Source organism: Arthrobacter hankyongi (assembly GCF_022012395.1).
In the GTDB taxonomy this organism is placed as follows: domain Bacteria; phylum Actinomycetota; class Actinomycetes; order Actinomycetales; family Micrococcaceae; genus Crystallibacter; species Crystallibacter hankyongi.
Genome location: NZ_JAKLTQ010000012.1, coordinates 66,388 through 80,810 on the forward strand (window position 1 = coordinate 66,388; position 14,423 = coordinate 80,810).

The following is a 14,423-nucleotide window of genomic DNA, read 5'->3' on the forward strand; positions in this document are numbered from 1 at the left end:
TTGTGCTGTGGCCGGTGCCGTCCTAGACGGCGGCCAGCCGGGAATCTGCGGGGATGCCGGCGTCGGTGACGAGCCTGCGGTAGTGCAGTTGCTTGTCCGCGGGCAGTGCGGAGGTGACCGCGCCGATCAGCCGGCCGGCGCGGTAGTAGCCCAGCGCCGCACCGTCCTCGGGCCGGTCCGGGTCCCCTTCGAGGACGTCGATCCGGTCCGCGGGCGCCGGGCTGCCCACGCCCTGGATACGGACCGCGAAGATGTCCGTCCAGAAGGAGGGCAGCGGTGCCGCCGGTTCCGGTGCCCCGGTCCCGTTGAGTCCCGCCACCAGGGCGGGGGCGGCGATCTTGGCGGTATCGGCCGGCGTGGCCCAGTGCTCCACCCGGCGGGCTCCGGTGCCGGTGCGGCGGTCCGGGTAGCGGGCGATGTCGCCCACGGCCACCACATGGCCGGCGCCGACGACGCGCAGCGAGCCGTCGCAGAGCACGCCGTCGGAGAGGTCCAGGCCGTTGCCCCTCAGCCATTCGGTGTTCGGGTGCGAGCCGACGGCCTCGATCACGACGTCGGCAGGAACCTCGGTCCCGTCCGCGAGCCGGACGCCGGCGCACCGCAGGTGCGTGCCGTCGTCGTACCCGCCCGCGGCATCCCCCGCCAGGAACTCCACCACGCGCTGCTGCGGCACGCACTTCACGCCCCGGCGCCGCAGGAAGCTGCGGACACCGTCGCTCAGCCGCTTGCCGAGGGGCCGTTCCATCGGGCCGCCGGAGCCTTCGACCAGCGTCACGCGGCAGCCGAGCGAGACGGCAGTGGCTGCTGCTTCGCACCCGATGAAGCCGGAGCCGACCACGACGACGCGGGCGCCGGGGGCCAGTTCCCGGTGCAGTCCGAGAGCATCCTCGAGGCGGCGGATGACGTGGCGGCCGTGCCGCGGTCCGGGCACGGGAACCCGGGCCGGGCGCAGCCCGGTGGCGACGACCAGGCCGTCGTAGGCCAGTTCTTCGCCGCCGGCCAGCGTCACGGTGCGGGCGGCCAGGTCAGCGGCGGCTACCGCGGTGCCGAGCCGCCACTGGATGTCCGCGGCGCTGCGGCGCTGCCGCAGCAATACGGAGGCCAGGGCCTCCTCGGCGCTGCCCGGGGCGGCGAGCAGCTCCTTGGACAGCGGCGGCCGGTTGTAGGGCGGGTGGGCCTCGTCGCCGACGACGACGATCTCCTCGTCCCAGCCGGCCGCCCGCAGCTGCTCGGCTGCGCGCAGCCCGCCCATGGAGGCGCCGGCCACAATGATCCTGCGGGCCATGGCCACACTCCGTCAGTTCTTCAGGAAGATGGCCTGGACCGGGCAGACGTCGATGGCTTCCTCCACCTCGTCCAGCAGGGCGTCCTCGACGGTTGCCTCGTATTCGAGGATGCCCTCCGCGTTCATCCGGAAGACCGCCGGGGCGGCAATGGCGCACTGGCCGTGGTTGTCGCAGAGGCTGCGGTCTACGTCGATGGTGTTCATGACAGGTCCTGCTTTCCGGTAGTGCTCAGGTATGTGGGTCTGGGGCGGGCCGGTTCAGGCGCGCTTGGTGAAGGCGATCGGCAGGCGGACCGGTCCGGTGTTGCCGGAATCCGGCAGCCACTCGTCTCCGCCGGCCAGGTGCGGATCGGCCAGCCGCCGGGCCAGCAGCGGCAGCGCCTCGCTCATGTCCGCGCGGGCCACGAAGTGGCCGAGGCAGTGGTGGACGCCGCCGCCGAAACCGTAGTGCGGGGCATGCTCGCCGAGCAGGTCCATCCCGGGGTCCGGGAAGGCCCGCGGGTCCGTGCCGGAGGACTGGGTGAACAGGTGGACGGTGGTGCCCTTTTCAATGAACAGGCCCTGGTAGGTGAAGTCCTCCACCGCCTCGCGGGTCACCCAGGTGACCGTGGGGTTGGTCCGCATGACCTCCTCCACGGCCTTGCCGCCGAGGTCCGGGCGCCGGGCCAGCAGTTCCCACTGCTCCGGGTTGCGCATGAAGGACTGCATGGCCAGGCCCAGCTGGTTGCGGGTGGTGTCCATGCCGCCGAAAATCAGCAGGACCAGCGCATTGCGCAGCTCCTCGTCGCTGAGCCGGTCCCCGTCCCGGTTGGCCAGCACCAGGCGGGAGACGAAGTCCTCGCCCGGGTCCGCCTGGCGGTCCTTGATCAGTTCCTCGGCGTACTCGTACAGCTCGGCGACGGCGGCCTCGACCTTGTCCAGGTCCTGCTTGAACGTCACGCCCAGGGCCAGGCCCACGGTGGAGGCCAGCCGGGCGATCTTCGGCCATTCGCTCTCCGGGATCCCGAGCAGGATGGTCAGCACGCGGGTGGCGTACGGTTCGGCGAAGTCCCGGACGAACTCGCACTCGCCCGCCTCGATGAACGCATCCACCAGCTCGTTGGCCAGTTCCTGGAACCGGGGCACCAGCTCCTTGATCAGCCGCGGCGAGAAGGCCGGGTTGAGCAGGCGGCGGATCCGGTGGTGGTCCTCGCCCTCGAGCACCAGCAGGTTCTTGGTCCACCAGTCGTAGAAGAGCCCGCCGTGGACTCCGTTGTGGGCCGGCCACTTGGCGCTGCCCTGGATCAGCTGCGGGCTCTTGAGCAGCTTGCTGACCTCGTCGTAGCGCAGGACGGCGAGCCCGAAGTTGGTCCGGGCATACCAGCTCTGCTCGCGGGCGCTGCGCAGCGCCTCGGACTGCATGGCGAAGGACGGATCCGAAATGTCCAGGTACGGGACGTCGGGCACGTTGATAGTAGGTGTGCTCATGGTGGGAACCTTTTCTTGCTCGGAGGGGAAGGGTGCGGCCGGCGGGCGGGCGGCGCTCAGGAGGTGGCTGCGGCTGGCACAGCGTCCGCGGCGGGGGCGTCACCGCGCAGGTACGGCTTCTTCCAGGCCATGTAGACCAGGCCGACGGCCACCACGGAGACGGCGGAGATCAGGACGATGTAGTTGTCGTACCAGGGCACATCCGGGGTGCGCGGCCAGGCCATGTTCACCATGCCCAGCACGCCCCAGACGAGGGCTGCGATGTTGACCGGAACGCCCCACTTGCCCAGCTGGAACGCGCCGCGGGGCTTCCAGCCCTTCAGCCGGGCCCGCAGGGCGGCCAGGACCACCATCTGGAAGCCCATGTACATGCCCATCGCCGCGAAGGAAATGATGGCCACCAGCGCGTCCGAGGAAACCTTCGAGCCGAGCACGATCAGGGCCGGGACCAGGCCGGCGACCAGCAGCGCGTACGGGGGCACGTGACGGGACTCGCTGAACTTGCTCAGCAGGCGGCTGGCCGGCAGGATGCCGTCGCGGGCCATGGAGTAGGCCAGCCGGCTGGTGGCGGCCTGCAGGCTCAGCACGCAGGAGACGAAGGAGATCATCACGACGGCTAGGACCACCTTGACGCCGACCGGGCCGAAGGCCGAGGCCAGCACGTTGCCGACAGGGTCCGCGTCCGCACCGGAGATCACGGCGCCGAAGTCCGGCACGGCCAGGATCAGCGAGAGGCAGACGAACATCGCCGCGAAACCGCCGATGTAGATGGTCATCCGCATGGCCTTGGGAATGGTCCGGCCCGGGTTCGGAACCTCTTCGGCCACATCGCCGCAGGCCTCGAAGCCGTAGTACTGGTAAATGCCGATCAGGCCGGCGGCGGCGAACGCGATGAAGTAGTCGCTGCCCTCCCCGGCGCCGAAGCTCTGGAACAGCACGCTCAGGTCATGGTGGCGGGCGGCGATCATCAGCCAGATCCCGACCACCAGCGCCCCGGTAAGTTCGGCGATCAGGCCGAGCATGGCGACCTTGTTCAGGATCTTCGTCCCGCCCAGGTTCAGCACGGTGGCCAGCGCAATGACGAGCAGCGCTGCGACGATGGTGGAGTCCACGTTGCTTTCCATGCCCAGCAGCCCGCTCAGGTACGGCCCGGCCCCGTAGGCAACGCTGGCAATAGTGACCAGCAGGGCGCACAGGTAGACCCAACCGTTCATCCAGCCCCACTTGCGGCCCCACAGCCGCCGTGCCCACGGGTAGACGCCGCCGGCCACGGGGTAGTTGGAGACGACCTCGCCGAACACGGTGGCCACCAGGAGCTGCCCGGCGCCGACGATGATCAGCGACCAGAACATCGGCGGGCCGGCGACGCCCAGCGACGCTGCGAACAGCGAGTAGATGCCCACCACCGGGGAGAGGTAGGTGAAGCCCAGGGACACGTTGCCCCAGAAGGTCATCTCGCGCTTGAACTGCGAATCGTACGTGTAGCCCAGCGAGGCAAGATGCTCGGCATCCTCGTCGAGCATCGGCCCGGAGGCCGGACGGGTCATTTCGGCGGACATTGAACTCCTTCAGGAGGAAGGTCGTAAGCTTGCGGTTCCGGCGGAAGCCCCGGTTCCACCTCGGTGATGCACGCCACGTGAGGCGCGTCACGTAAAAACTGTATTTGTGAATGTTTTTATTGGCAAGAGGTTTCATCGGAGAACTTTTGCCGGCACCGGCAGCGCTGGCTAAATACCGGCAAATCCAAGGCTAGGCGACGGCTGTTTGGGCGAATATGACGCGGGACACGCCTGCGGTAAACTCGGCGAAAACCTTTGTTTCTAAAAGATTTTATCGATCCGGTCCCCCGGAACCCGGGCGGCGTGCTCGGCGGCGATCTCCTCCTGCAGGGCCAGGTAGAGGTTCGCCACCACCGCGGCCTCCGACAGCCTGCCGCCCACCAGCTCCTCGGCCTTGCGCAGGCGGTAGCGCACGGTGTTGCCGTGCAGGAAAAGGGATTCGGCGGTGCGCGCGACATCCATGTCCATCGCCAGATAGCGCACGACGGTCCGCAGCAGCCCGGGGTCCCGGCGCAGCGCGTCGACATAACGCGCCAGCTTGTCCGCCTCCCGCGGGGAGTCCCGGCGGGCCAGCAGCCAGGACACCGGATCCACTTCGTCGAGCCGGACAATACCGGCCTCCCGGCCCGCGCCCGAGGCTGCCGCCCGGCGCGCAATCCCCGCGGCGGTTTCGGCCTCCCGGAAGGCTTCGGGAGTGGCGGCCAGGTCACCGTAGGGTTCGGACAGCCCGATCGAGGCTTCGCCCCGGAACAGCTGGAGCCAGCCGTCCAGTACCGCCGATTCGCTGACCACTGCCTGGAAACCGGGCGGGCTCTCCGGGGTCCGCCCGCTCTCGGCCAGCAGCAGCCCCAGGCCGCTCCGTCCCGCATACTCGAGCAGCCGCGGAACCAGTGCCGGCGGCAAAGGCGCGTTGTCCAGTCCCTGTGCCACAGCTGCCCGGAGCCTGGTGTACGGCTCGAAGCGGAAGGGCCTCATGCGCTCCCAGAAACGCAGCTCCCGGGACCCGGGGATGCCGTCCTGCAGCGCAGTGAGCAGCTGGATGCCTTCATGGCGTTCCCGCGACATCGCCAGCTGGTTGATCCCGCTGATCGCTCCGAGCAGGCGCTGGGTGGTTTCCAGGAGCACCTCGCCCAGGTCCTCCACGACGCCGGCATTGCGGCTGGCTACCGCCAGCCGGTAGCCGTTGCCGCGCAGCACCAGCGGCCGGGCCATCACCTTCCAGCGGCCGACGTCGAAGGCCCCTGCGCCTGCGCCGTGCTGCACTTCATTCCAGATCAGGTGGACGGGACCCTCGCCCGTCGATTCGACCACCCGGCCGGACTCCTCATACAGCACGGCGGTCCCGCGGCACGTCGCCCCGAGCCTGGAGATCAGCGCCCGGGTCGGGTCCTCGTGGGACATGGCCTCGAGCAGGTCGTTGGTCAGGCGCATGGCGCGTTTGAGCTGGTACGAGTCCGGGGACACCTTGGACTGGTTGACGAAGTTCTCCACCACATAGAAGGGCACCTCGGCTGCGACCGTATACAGCGGGAACGCGCCGGCCCGGCAGGCCGCCACCAGGGTGACCGGCACCCGGTCGAAGTACACCCCGACACCGAAGAACAATGCCGCAACGCCCGCTCCGCGCAGGCTGGCCACCAGATGCTGTGCCAGCCCGGCGTCGTCCTCGGCGCCGACGAACCGCAGCCCGGTGGTCAGCATGATGGAACCCGGTTCGAACCACCGGCCGGGATCGTGGATCTCGCTGGTGTGTGCTCCCGTGATGCTGCGTGCGGGGTCCCCTGCCACCACCGCGGCCACCTTCAGGGAGGGTGCCGCGGCGATCTCGCCGAGCGTCAAAAAGGGAACCGAACCGCGGGCGTCGATCAATTTACCTCCTGGAAACAGCCGGCCACATGCCGGATCGGCCCCGGTCAGGGCACCGGATTGTAAAAATCACAACCGGCCGTGTGAGCATTTTCAATTCTGCCAGTGACAGCGACTTGCGTCACAGCGGAACCTTATGGCTACCCGAATCCACGTCTGGAGGAACACTCAGATGGCCAATGTACGAGTCGCCGTCGACGTCGGCGGAACATTCACCGACGTCTGCATCTTCGATGAACAAACCCAGAGCATGCGGGTCACCAAGGTGCCCTCGACTCCCGCCGACCCCATGATCGCCGTGATGAACGGCGTCGCCCGGGCCGGGATCGACCTGGCAGACGTCTCGCTGTTCTCCCACGGAACCACCGTCGCCACCAACGCCCTGATCACCCGGAACTTCCCCGCCGCCGCCATGGTGACCACCCGCGGCTTCCGCGACGTGATCGAAATCCGCGACGGCACCAAGGATGATCTTTGGGATGCTTACAACGACGTCACCGGCCCCTACATCCGCCGGCGCGACCGCTTCGAAGTCACCGAGCGCACCGATTACGCCGGCAACATCGTGACCCCGCTGGACGAGGATGAGGCCCGCAGGCTCGCGGCGCTGCTGCGCAAGCGCGGTGCCACCACGATCGCCGTGTGCTTCCTTAATTCCTATGCCAATGCGGACAACGAGGTCCGCATGCGCCGGATCCTGGAAGAGGAGATCCCGGAGGCCACCGTCTCCACCTCCGCCGAGATCCTGCCCGAAATCTTCGAACATGACCGGTTCAACACCGCCGTGTCCAACGCGGTCCTGGCCCCGCTGGTGACCGGCTACGTGGACCGGCTGGCCGAACAGCTCAAAGACGGAGGCTATGCCGGGGACCTGCTGCTGCTGCATTCGGGCGGCGGATCCATGACCCCGCGCATGGTCAAGCGCTACCCGGTCCGGCTCGCGGCGTCGGGCATTGCCGCCGGCGCCATAGCCGCCAAGCATGTGGCCCAGCAGTGCGGCTACGAGAACGCCGTGGGGCTGGACATGGGCGGTACGTCCACCGACATCGCGCTGGTCTCCGGCGGGGAACTACGCATCACCAAGGAGTGGCAGGTCGAATACGGCCACCCCATCGTCTTCCCCAGCATCGAAGTGCTCACCATCGGCGCGGGCGGCGGCTCGCTGGCCCACATCGACATTGCCGGCTCGCTGCGCAACGGCCCGCAGTCGGCGGGTGCGGATCCCGGCCCGGCCTGCTACGGCACCGGCGGCGAAGAACCCACCAACTGCGACGCGAACGTGCTGCTCAACCGGCTCGGTACCGACCTGGCCGGCGGCGCCAAGATGCTGGACCGCGAACTCGCGCGCAAGGCGGTCAACCGCGTCATCGCCGAGCCGCTGGGGATGACGGAGGAGGAGGCGGCCCACGCCGTCCTGCAGGTGGCCAATGCCAACATGGCCGACGCCGTCCGGCTGATTTCCATCCGCCGGGGCTACGACCCGCGCGACTTCGCGCTGATCGCCTTCGGCGGGGCCGGCGCCCTGCACGGCGCGGAGGTGGCACGGGAACTGAACATTCCCACCGTCGTCGTCCCGCCCAACCCCGGGGTGACCTCGGCACTGGGCTGTCTGCTGGTGGACATCCGGCACGACCTGTCCACCATGTACACGGCACTGGCAGCCACCGCGGACGAGGAGGACCTCGAGGCCACGTACCGCTCGCTGGAGGCGGACGCCACCGCACGCCTGCGGCACGAAGGGGTCAGCGAGGAGGACTCGGTCCTGCAGCGCATCATCTCCATGCGCTACCACGGCCAGTGGCGCTCCCTTTCGGTCCCGATCGGTTCCGGCCCCGGCGCCCTCGCCGCCGCCATCGACACCTTCCACCAGCAGCACGAAAAGGAATTCGCGTTCCGCCAGGATTCCCAGCCGGTGGAGATCTACCAACTCCAGCTCACCGCCGTCGGCAAGACCCCCAAGCCCAGCTTCCGGCCGGCCGAGCTCCGGCCAGGCGGTCCGGGAGAGCCCGGATCGCACCGTTCGGTGTACTTCGGTCCGGACGGCTGGCTCGAGACCCCCGTCTACAACCGGGACAGCCTGCCCGCCGGCGCCACGTTCGCCGGGCCGGCCATCGTCAACCAACTGGATTCGACCACCGTAATCCCGCCGGACACCGTGGCGGAGATCGACGAATGGCTGAACATCCGGATCCATCTGACCCACCGCCGCCTCGAGCAGGAGGAAAGCAAATGACCGACACCACGCTGGCGCCCTCGACAGCACCCGGGCGGCAAGCGCCGTCGGGCCTTGACCCGGTGACCTTCGAGGTCCTCAAGAATGCCTTCGCCACCAGCGTCGACCTGATGAGCGAGCAGATCCTGCGCACCTGCTACTCCTTCGTCATCTATTCGCGCGACTTCTCCTCCGCGCTCTGCGATGCCCGCGGCAACACCGTCATGCAGGGCAGCGGCGACATCGCGGTGCACGTGGGCACGCTGCACTTCCAGTGCCAGGCGGTGCTGGAGGAATTCGGCTCCGACATCCACCCGGGCGATGTCTTCGCCATCAACGACCCGTACCGCGGCGGCACCCACTTCAACGACGTCAGCTTCATCCGCCCGATCTTCTCCGAGGGAGAGGTCATCGCCTTCGCCCAGAACAAGGGACACTGGGCGGACATCGGCGGCAACGTCCCCGGCTCCTTCGACGTCAACGCCAAGGAGCACTTCGGCGAGGGCCTGCGCATCACCCCGGTGCGGATCTGGAGCAAGGGCGTCTTCCTGCACGACGTCGCACAGCTGCTGGTCTCCAACACGCGGGCGCCGCAGCAGGCCATGGGCGACCTGCACGCACAGTCCGAGGCCACCGCGGTCTGCGAGCGCGAGGTCCTGCGCCTGGTCGGAAAGTACTCCAAGGACACCGTGGTCGCCGCAATGCAGGAGACCCAGGACTACGTCGAGCGCACCGTGCTGCGGCGCCTGGAATCGCTGCCGCGCGGGGAGTGGGAGACCGTCGACTACATCGACTTCGACCCGGGCAAGGGCGAGGGGCTGGTACCGATCCGGATCAAGCTGATGCTGGACGGCAGCGGCATCCATTACGACCTCACTGGCTCGGCGCCGGCCGTGGAGACCTTCCTGAACTCCGGCTACGGCACCACCTTTTCGGCCATCTATGCAGGCACCAAGACATTCTTCCCCGATGTGCCGCTGAATTCCGGGTTCTACGCCGCGGTCACCGCCGAGATCGGCCCCGAAGGCACCGTGGTCAATGCGGGCTGGCCGCACGCCGTCACCGGCTTCTGTTCCGGACCGTACGAGAAGCTGATGAACGGCATCTTCGAATTGTGGTCCCGGATCATGCCCGAGCGTGCCATGGCCTGCGCCTTCAACCTCGAGTACCTGCTGGTGGGCGGGCGCGACGCGCGCGACGCCGGCAACCCGTACTTCATGTGGTACGACTGGATGGCCGGCGGCTGGGGCGGCCGGGCCTCCAAGGACGGCGCCGGAGCCACCGCGCCGGTCTTCGGGCCGGGCCTGGCGGTGCAGCCGGTCGAAGGCCAGGAACGCCTCTCCCCCGTGCTGACCACCATGCACGCGATCGCCGTCGATTCCGGCGGCCCGGGCCGCCACCGCGGCGGCTGCGGGATCGAAAAGGGCGGCATCCTCACGGATGCCGTCAGCACGGTGATGAGCTACTGCTGCGACCGCGCCCGGTCGATCACCTGGGGTATCGAGGGCGGGCTGCCGTCCATCCCGCACGGGGTATGGCTGAACAAGGGGACGGCGGACGAACGCTTCCTCGGCTCCAATTTCTCGTCCGTGCCCGTCGCCTCGGGAGACGCGTTCACCCGCCCCTCCGCGGGCGGCGGCGGCTACGGCGATCCGCTCGAACGCGGCCCCGAGGAAGTCCTGGAGGACGTCATCGACGGCTATGTGTCGCTGGAGCGGGCCGCGAAGGACTACGGCGTGGTCATCCGCGGGATCGATCCGGAACTGGACCGGTTCGAGATCGACGTCGAGGCAACCGAAGCGCTGCGCACCGAGATCCGCACCCTGCGCCCCGGCTGGCTCAGCGATGATGCCGAGACTGTGGCCGCACGCTACCGCAGCGGCGAACTGCCGATGCTGGACGTCATCCGCCGGCACGGCGTCATCCTCGACTGGGGCACCGGCGAACTCTACCCCACCACCACGGCCCAGTACCGGGAGCTGATGCAGCGCCGGTCCGCCGCCCACTGGCAGTAGCCGCCCCGCGCCGTCGTCGGCAGCCACCCTGAGGCGTCTGCCGACGACGGCGGCCCGGTCCGTCCCTGGCCGGCCGTTTCCGCCCGCCTTCCGCGGCCCTGGCCTGCTTCGCTGCAGTTTTCCCGGTTTCCCGGTTTCCTCGTTTCCCGGCGACGGTACTTCCTGCCGCCGCGCCCTTTTCATGCTCGTTCCTGCCCTCATCCGGAGTTGACATGACCACCACCGACCATACCCAGCTGCATTCTCCCGACGCCGCACAAATGAGCAAGGGCTCGCTCTCGATGGCCTGGTACGGCCTGGTCAGTGCGATGTTCTTCGTCTACATCGGTGCCGCCCTCGCCCAGGCCTATGGCACCGTCGATGCCATCATCGGCCTGGTCCTGACCATCGCGGTCTTTGGCGCCGTCAACCGCGTCCTCTCCGCCTACGCGCTGCGGCACGGACTGACGGTCAGCCAGTTCTCCCGCAGCCTGCTCGGACGGACCGGCGCCCTGCTGGCGACCCTCATCTTCGCCGCCACCGCCGTCTACTATGCGGTTTTCGAAGGTTCCATCCTGGCCTTCGCCTTCCAGGCCCAGTTCGGCGGACCGATGCCGCTGTGGTATGCCGCCGTCGTCCTCTACACCACGCCGTTGGTAGCCGGCGGCATCCGCCGCTGGCTGGACAAGATCAACGGCTGGCTGCTGCCCCTCTACTGGGGCGGCCTCGCTGCCGCCGTGGTCTGGGCCGGCGCCGCGCACGGTTTCACCAGCAACTGGCTGACGCACAGCACCGGTCCGCTGCCCTTCGCCGCGGGCGGCCCCGGCTGGCTGGCCACCTTCGCCGCCTACATGGGCGTGTGGATCATGATGATGTACACCATGGACTTCGCTGCCCTCGGCAAGCCGACGGACACCGCGTTCCACCAGCGCTACACCTTCGGCTGGCTCTTCTACACGCTCGCCTTCGGCGTCAACGCGCTGATCGGCATCTTCCTGACCTTCACCATCCCGGGGCTGGACGCCACCGAAACCGGCGTGGCCGCCGGACTGGTCCAGCTGATGGGGCCGCTGGGGTTGCTGGTGGTCTTCGTCTCGCAGACCCGGATCAACACCGCCAACTACGCCCTCGGAATCTCGAACCTCAAGGAGTTCCTGGAGCGGACCCTGCGCTTCCGCGCTCCGGCCGCCGTCTGGGCCGCTGTCACTGGCGCGCTCATCTTCCTGCTGATGCTGCTGCCGGTGGTGGACTACCTGCTGCTGGCCCTCACGTGGCAGGGCGTCATGGTCACCGGCTGGGTCGCCATCGCCCTGGCCCACATCGCGATGGACCGGCGCAGCGGGGCCGCCGCCGAGCCGGGTGCCCTGCCGGACCGGGTCTTCGCGGCCGCCAACCCGGCCGGAATTGCTGCCTGGCTGGGTTCGGCGGCCATCGGCATTGCGTTCGTGCAGTCCGGCGCGCCGTGGGGCGGCATCGTGGGCACGCTGGCCACCCCGGCCATCGCCGCCGGCCTCTATGCAGCCGTCCGGACGGCGACCGGCAGGCGCACGGCGCTGCTGCCGGAGCATGTTGGCTAGAGCAGCGGCCACGCGCGGCGGCGCATGTCGTAGATGGCCCAGGCCCGGGGAACCAGGTCGAAGGCGGCATCGCACATGCGCCGCAGCTGCTCCATGCTGCCGGCCGGGGCCTGTTCCCTGCCCGGGCCGCTGAACGGATCCGGATAGCTGCCGCCGTTGGCCGAGGCCCACTCCAGCCCGTGGGAATAGCCGCTGCAGAACTGCCAGACATAGACCAGCTCCGCCGGCACGTCGCCGGCGGAGCGCAGGTCTTTCAGGATCGCCGTCTGGGTGCGGTTCTTCGTGGCGTAGCCCCAGTTGCCGTCCGCCTTCCGGCTGAAGATCGGCGGCAGGCCCATGGCCTGGGCCGACTCGTTGACGGACCGGCGCAGGCCGTCGAAATAGTCCCGGGCCCCGGCGTGCTGCCCGGGGTGGAATTCCTCCAGGTAGGTGTCCCAGAAGGACGCGGCGTTGAACACTTCGCGGGCAATCAGCACCAGGCTGCGCCGGGCGCGTTCCCGCCCGTGCTCGGGCAGCAGGGCCCACAGCACCGTCGCCGCGCACTCGATGACCGTGCGCACCAGCGAGTAGGGTGCGTTCGTATAGAGCCGGTAGCAACCGGATCCGCCCGGCTCCTCGGCGAACAGCAGCCGCCGCAGGGCCTGGAGGTTATCCATCGCCGCGGCCAGGGACTGCTGCAGCAGGCTGCTGACGCTGTGCGAGGCGGCGAACCGCTCGTCCAGCCGCGCCAGCGGAGAGCCCGGCTCGAAGTCGTCCGCCTCCGTGTTCCGGGCGCACAGCGGCTCCAGGGCCTGCAGCCGGTCCAGGATGGCCCGTGCCGCGATGCTTTCGGCGTCGCCGTCATCCAGCCGGCCCGCGCAGCCGCGGGGCACCCGTTCCATGGGAAAAATCCTAGTCCCCCGCCTGCCGCCGGAGGCCGGGATGGAAAGGGCGACGACGGCGGCCCCGCGCCGTCTGCCGTGCCTGCCGGTAGCAAACACGGCCGGCCACGCGTCCTCCGCGCCCGGCTTTCAAATGGCGTCTCGGTATCACCACAGGTCAGAGCGTTGCTTGAAGCGTAAAGCTGTACCGGGCGGTCTAATCGTGGGCGCGGAGGACAATGCTGGGCCGTGGCGGGGCCACCCGCTTTGTGCAAACCGTCCATCCTTGGGTCCGGACATCCAATGCGGACCACCGGGCGACCTTCCTACACTGAACGCCAGTCCGGCAACCGGCGGCGGTTGCGCCGTCCGGTCCTCTGCACATTTTCGAAGCACAGTCCCGAAGCACGAAAGGGCGCCGATGCCTACCCAGCCCAGTCCCCCGCCGTCGTCCGGCCAGCGTCCCCTGGACGGTGTGCTCGTCGCCGATTTCTCCCGCGTGCTCGCCGGGCCGCTGGCCACCATGACCCTGGCGGACCTGGGAGCGCGGGTAGTCAAGGTTGAGCGCCCCGGCACCGGCGACGACACCCGCAGCTGGGGCCCGCCCTTCTCCGCCACCGGCGCCACCTACTTCGAGAGCGTGAACCGCAACAAGGAATCCGTCTGCCTGGACCTGTCCGATCCGGCCGACTGCGCCCTGGCCCGCGAGCTCGCCCGGCGCGCGGACGTGCTGGTGGAGAACTTCAAGCCCGGCGGCATGGCGAAACTGGGGCTGGGCTACGAGGAGCTCGCGGAGCTGAATCCGGGACTGGTCTACGCCTCGATCTCCGGCTTCGGCTCCACCGGCGGGGCCGAGCTGCCCGGCTACGACTTCATCGTCCAGGCCCTGGGCGGGCTGATGAGCATCACCGGCGACGCGGACGGCTCCCCCTACAAGGCCGGCGTCGCCCTGGTGGACGTGCTCACGGCCAAGGACGCCACGATCGGCATCCTCGCGGCGCTGAACGCCCGGCAGTCCACCGGCCGCGGCAGCCATCTCGAGGTGAATCTGCTCTCCAGCCTGCAGGGCGCGCTGGCCAACCAGGCCCAGGCCTATCTGGGCGCCGGCCAGGTCCCGGGCCGGATGGGCAACGCGCATCCGTCGATCGTGCCGTACCAGCTGCTCGAGTGCGCGGACGGGCCGCTGGCGGTCGCATGCGGCAACGACGGGCAGTTCGCCAAGCTGGCCGACATCCTCGGCGCCCCCGGACTGGCCACGGACGAACGCTTCGCAACGAACAGCGCCCGGGTGCGCCACCGCAGCGACCTGGTCCCGCTGCTCGAGCAGGCGCTGGCCGCCGCCCCGGCCCGCATCTGGCAGGACAAGCTGACCGGCGCCGGCGTGCCGGCCGGGCAGGTGGCCAGCATCGACGAGGGCCTGGACTATGCCGATTCCCTGGGCCTGGACCCGGTCATCGAGGTGCAGGATGCCTCCGGCCGGACCGTCGGGAAGCAGGTGCGCCATCCGATCACCTGGACACCGCCGCTGCAGGCCCCCACCCAGGCTCCGCCGGCCCTAGGCGAGCACACGGAAGGCGTGCTCCGCTGGCTGCGCGGCTGAGCG

General features: G+C 69.2%; 10 protein-coding genes. 4 read left to right on the forward strand and 6 right to left on the reverse strand.

The window, feature by feature from the left end; all coding sequences use genetic code 11:
* Positions 1–22: 22 nt before the first annotated feature.
* The 5 genes from LVY72_RS15315 to LVY72_RS15335 all read right to left on the reverse strand — a co-directional run bounded on the left by LVY72_RS15315 (position 23) and on the right by LVY72_RS15335 (position 6,180).
* Entirely contained in the window at positions 23–1,285 is a 1,263-nt protein-coding gene (locus tag LVY72_RS15315; protein WP_237822397.1) for an NAD(P)/FAD-dependent oxidoreductase, read from the reverse strand.
* Between the two features lie 12 nt (positions 1,286–1,297).
* Positions 1,298–1,489: a ferredoxin gene (locus LVY72_RS15320; protein ID WP_237822399.1), complete on the reverse strand. Its 192-nt coding sequence runs from the start codon at positions 1,487–1,489 to the stop codon at positions 1,298–1,300.
* Between the two features lie 54 nt (positions 1,490–1,543).
* A complete protein-coding gene (locus LVY72_RS15325; RefSeq protein ID WP_237822401.1) occupies positions 1,544–2,752 on the reverse strand; it encodes a cytochrome P450 in 1,209 nt (402 codons plus the stop codon).
* A 56-nt stretch (positions 2,753–2,808) separates the two neighbouring features.
* Positions 2,809–4,311 (reverse strand): APC family permease, encoded by a 1,503-nt coding sequence (locus LVY72_RS15330; RefSeq protein ID WP_237822403.1) that lies wholly within the window; start codon positions 4,309–4,311, stop codon positions 2,809–2,811.
* A 261-nt stretch (positions 4,312–4,572) separates the two neighbouring features.
* Positions 4,573–6,180 (reverse strand): helix-turn-helix domain-containing protein, encoded by a 1,608-nt coding sequence (locus tag LVY72_RS15335; protein ID WP_237822405.1) that lies wholly within the window; start codon positions 6,178–6,180, stop codon positions 4,573–4,575.
* A gap of 169 nt (positions 6,181–6,349) precedes the next feature.
* On the opposite strand from LVY72_RS15335, the gene LVY72_RS15340 reads away from it, so the two are divergent.
* From LVY72_RS15340 to LVY72_RS15350, 3 genes are all read left to right on the forward strand, one after another.
* Complete coding sequence (locus LVY72_RS15340) at positions 6,350–8,410, forward strand: hydantoinase/oxoprolinase family protein (protein ID WP_237822407.1); 2,061 nt, start codon at positions 6,350–6,352, stop codon at positions 8,408–8,410.
* Positions 8,407–10,404: a hydantoinase B/oxoprolinase family protein gene (locus tag LVY72_RS15345; protein ID WP_237822409.1), complete on the forward strand. Its 1,998-nt coding sequence runs from the start codon at positions 8,407–8,409 to the stop codon at positions 10,402–10,404. Before LVY72_RS15340 ends, LVY72_RS15345 begins: the two co-directional genes overlap by 4 nt.
* A 212-nt stretch (positions 10,405–10,616) precedes the next feature.
* Complete coding sequence (locus LVY72_RS15350) at positions 10,617–11,960, forward strand: purine-cytosine permease family protein (RefSeq protein ID WP_237822411.1); 1,344 nt, start codon at positions 10,617–10,619, stop codon at positions 11,958–11,960.
* Here LVY72_RS15350 and LVY72_RS15355 read toward each other — a convergent pair.
* The gene (locus LVY72_RS15355) at positions 11,957–12,841 is read right to left on the reverse strand and encodes a hypothetical protein (protein ID WP_237822413.1); all 885 of its coding nucleotides are present in this window, start codon (positions 12,839–12,841) and stop codon (positions 11,957–11,959) included. The two genes, LVY72_RS15350 and LVY72_RS15355, sit on opposite strands and share 4 nt — an antisense overlap.
* Before the next feature lie 400 nt (positions 12,842–13,241).
* Between LVY72_RS15355 and LVY72_RS15360 the strand changes: the two genes are divergently transcribed.
* On the forward strand, positions 13,242–14,420 hold the full coding sequence (locus LVY72_RS15360) for a CaiB/BaiF CoA transferase family protein (RefSeq protein ID WP_237822415.1): 1,179 nt from the start codon (positions 13,242–13,244) through the stop codon (positions 14,418–14,420).
* The last annotated feature ends 3 nt before the right edge of the window (positions 14,421–14,423 follow it).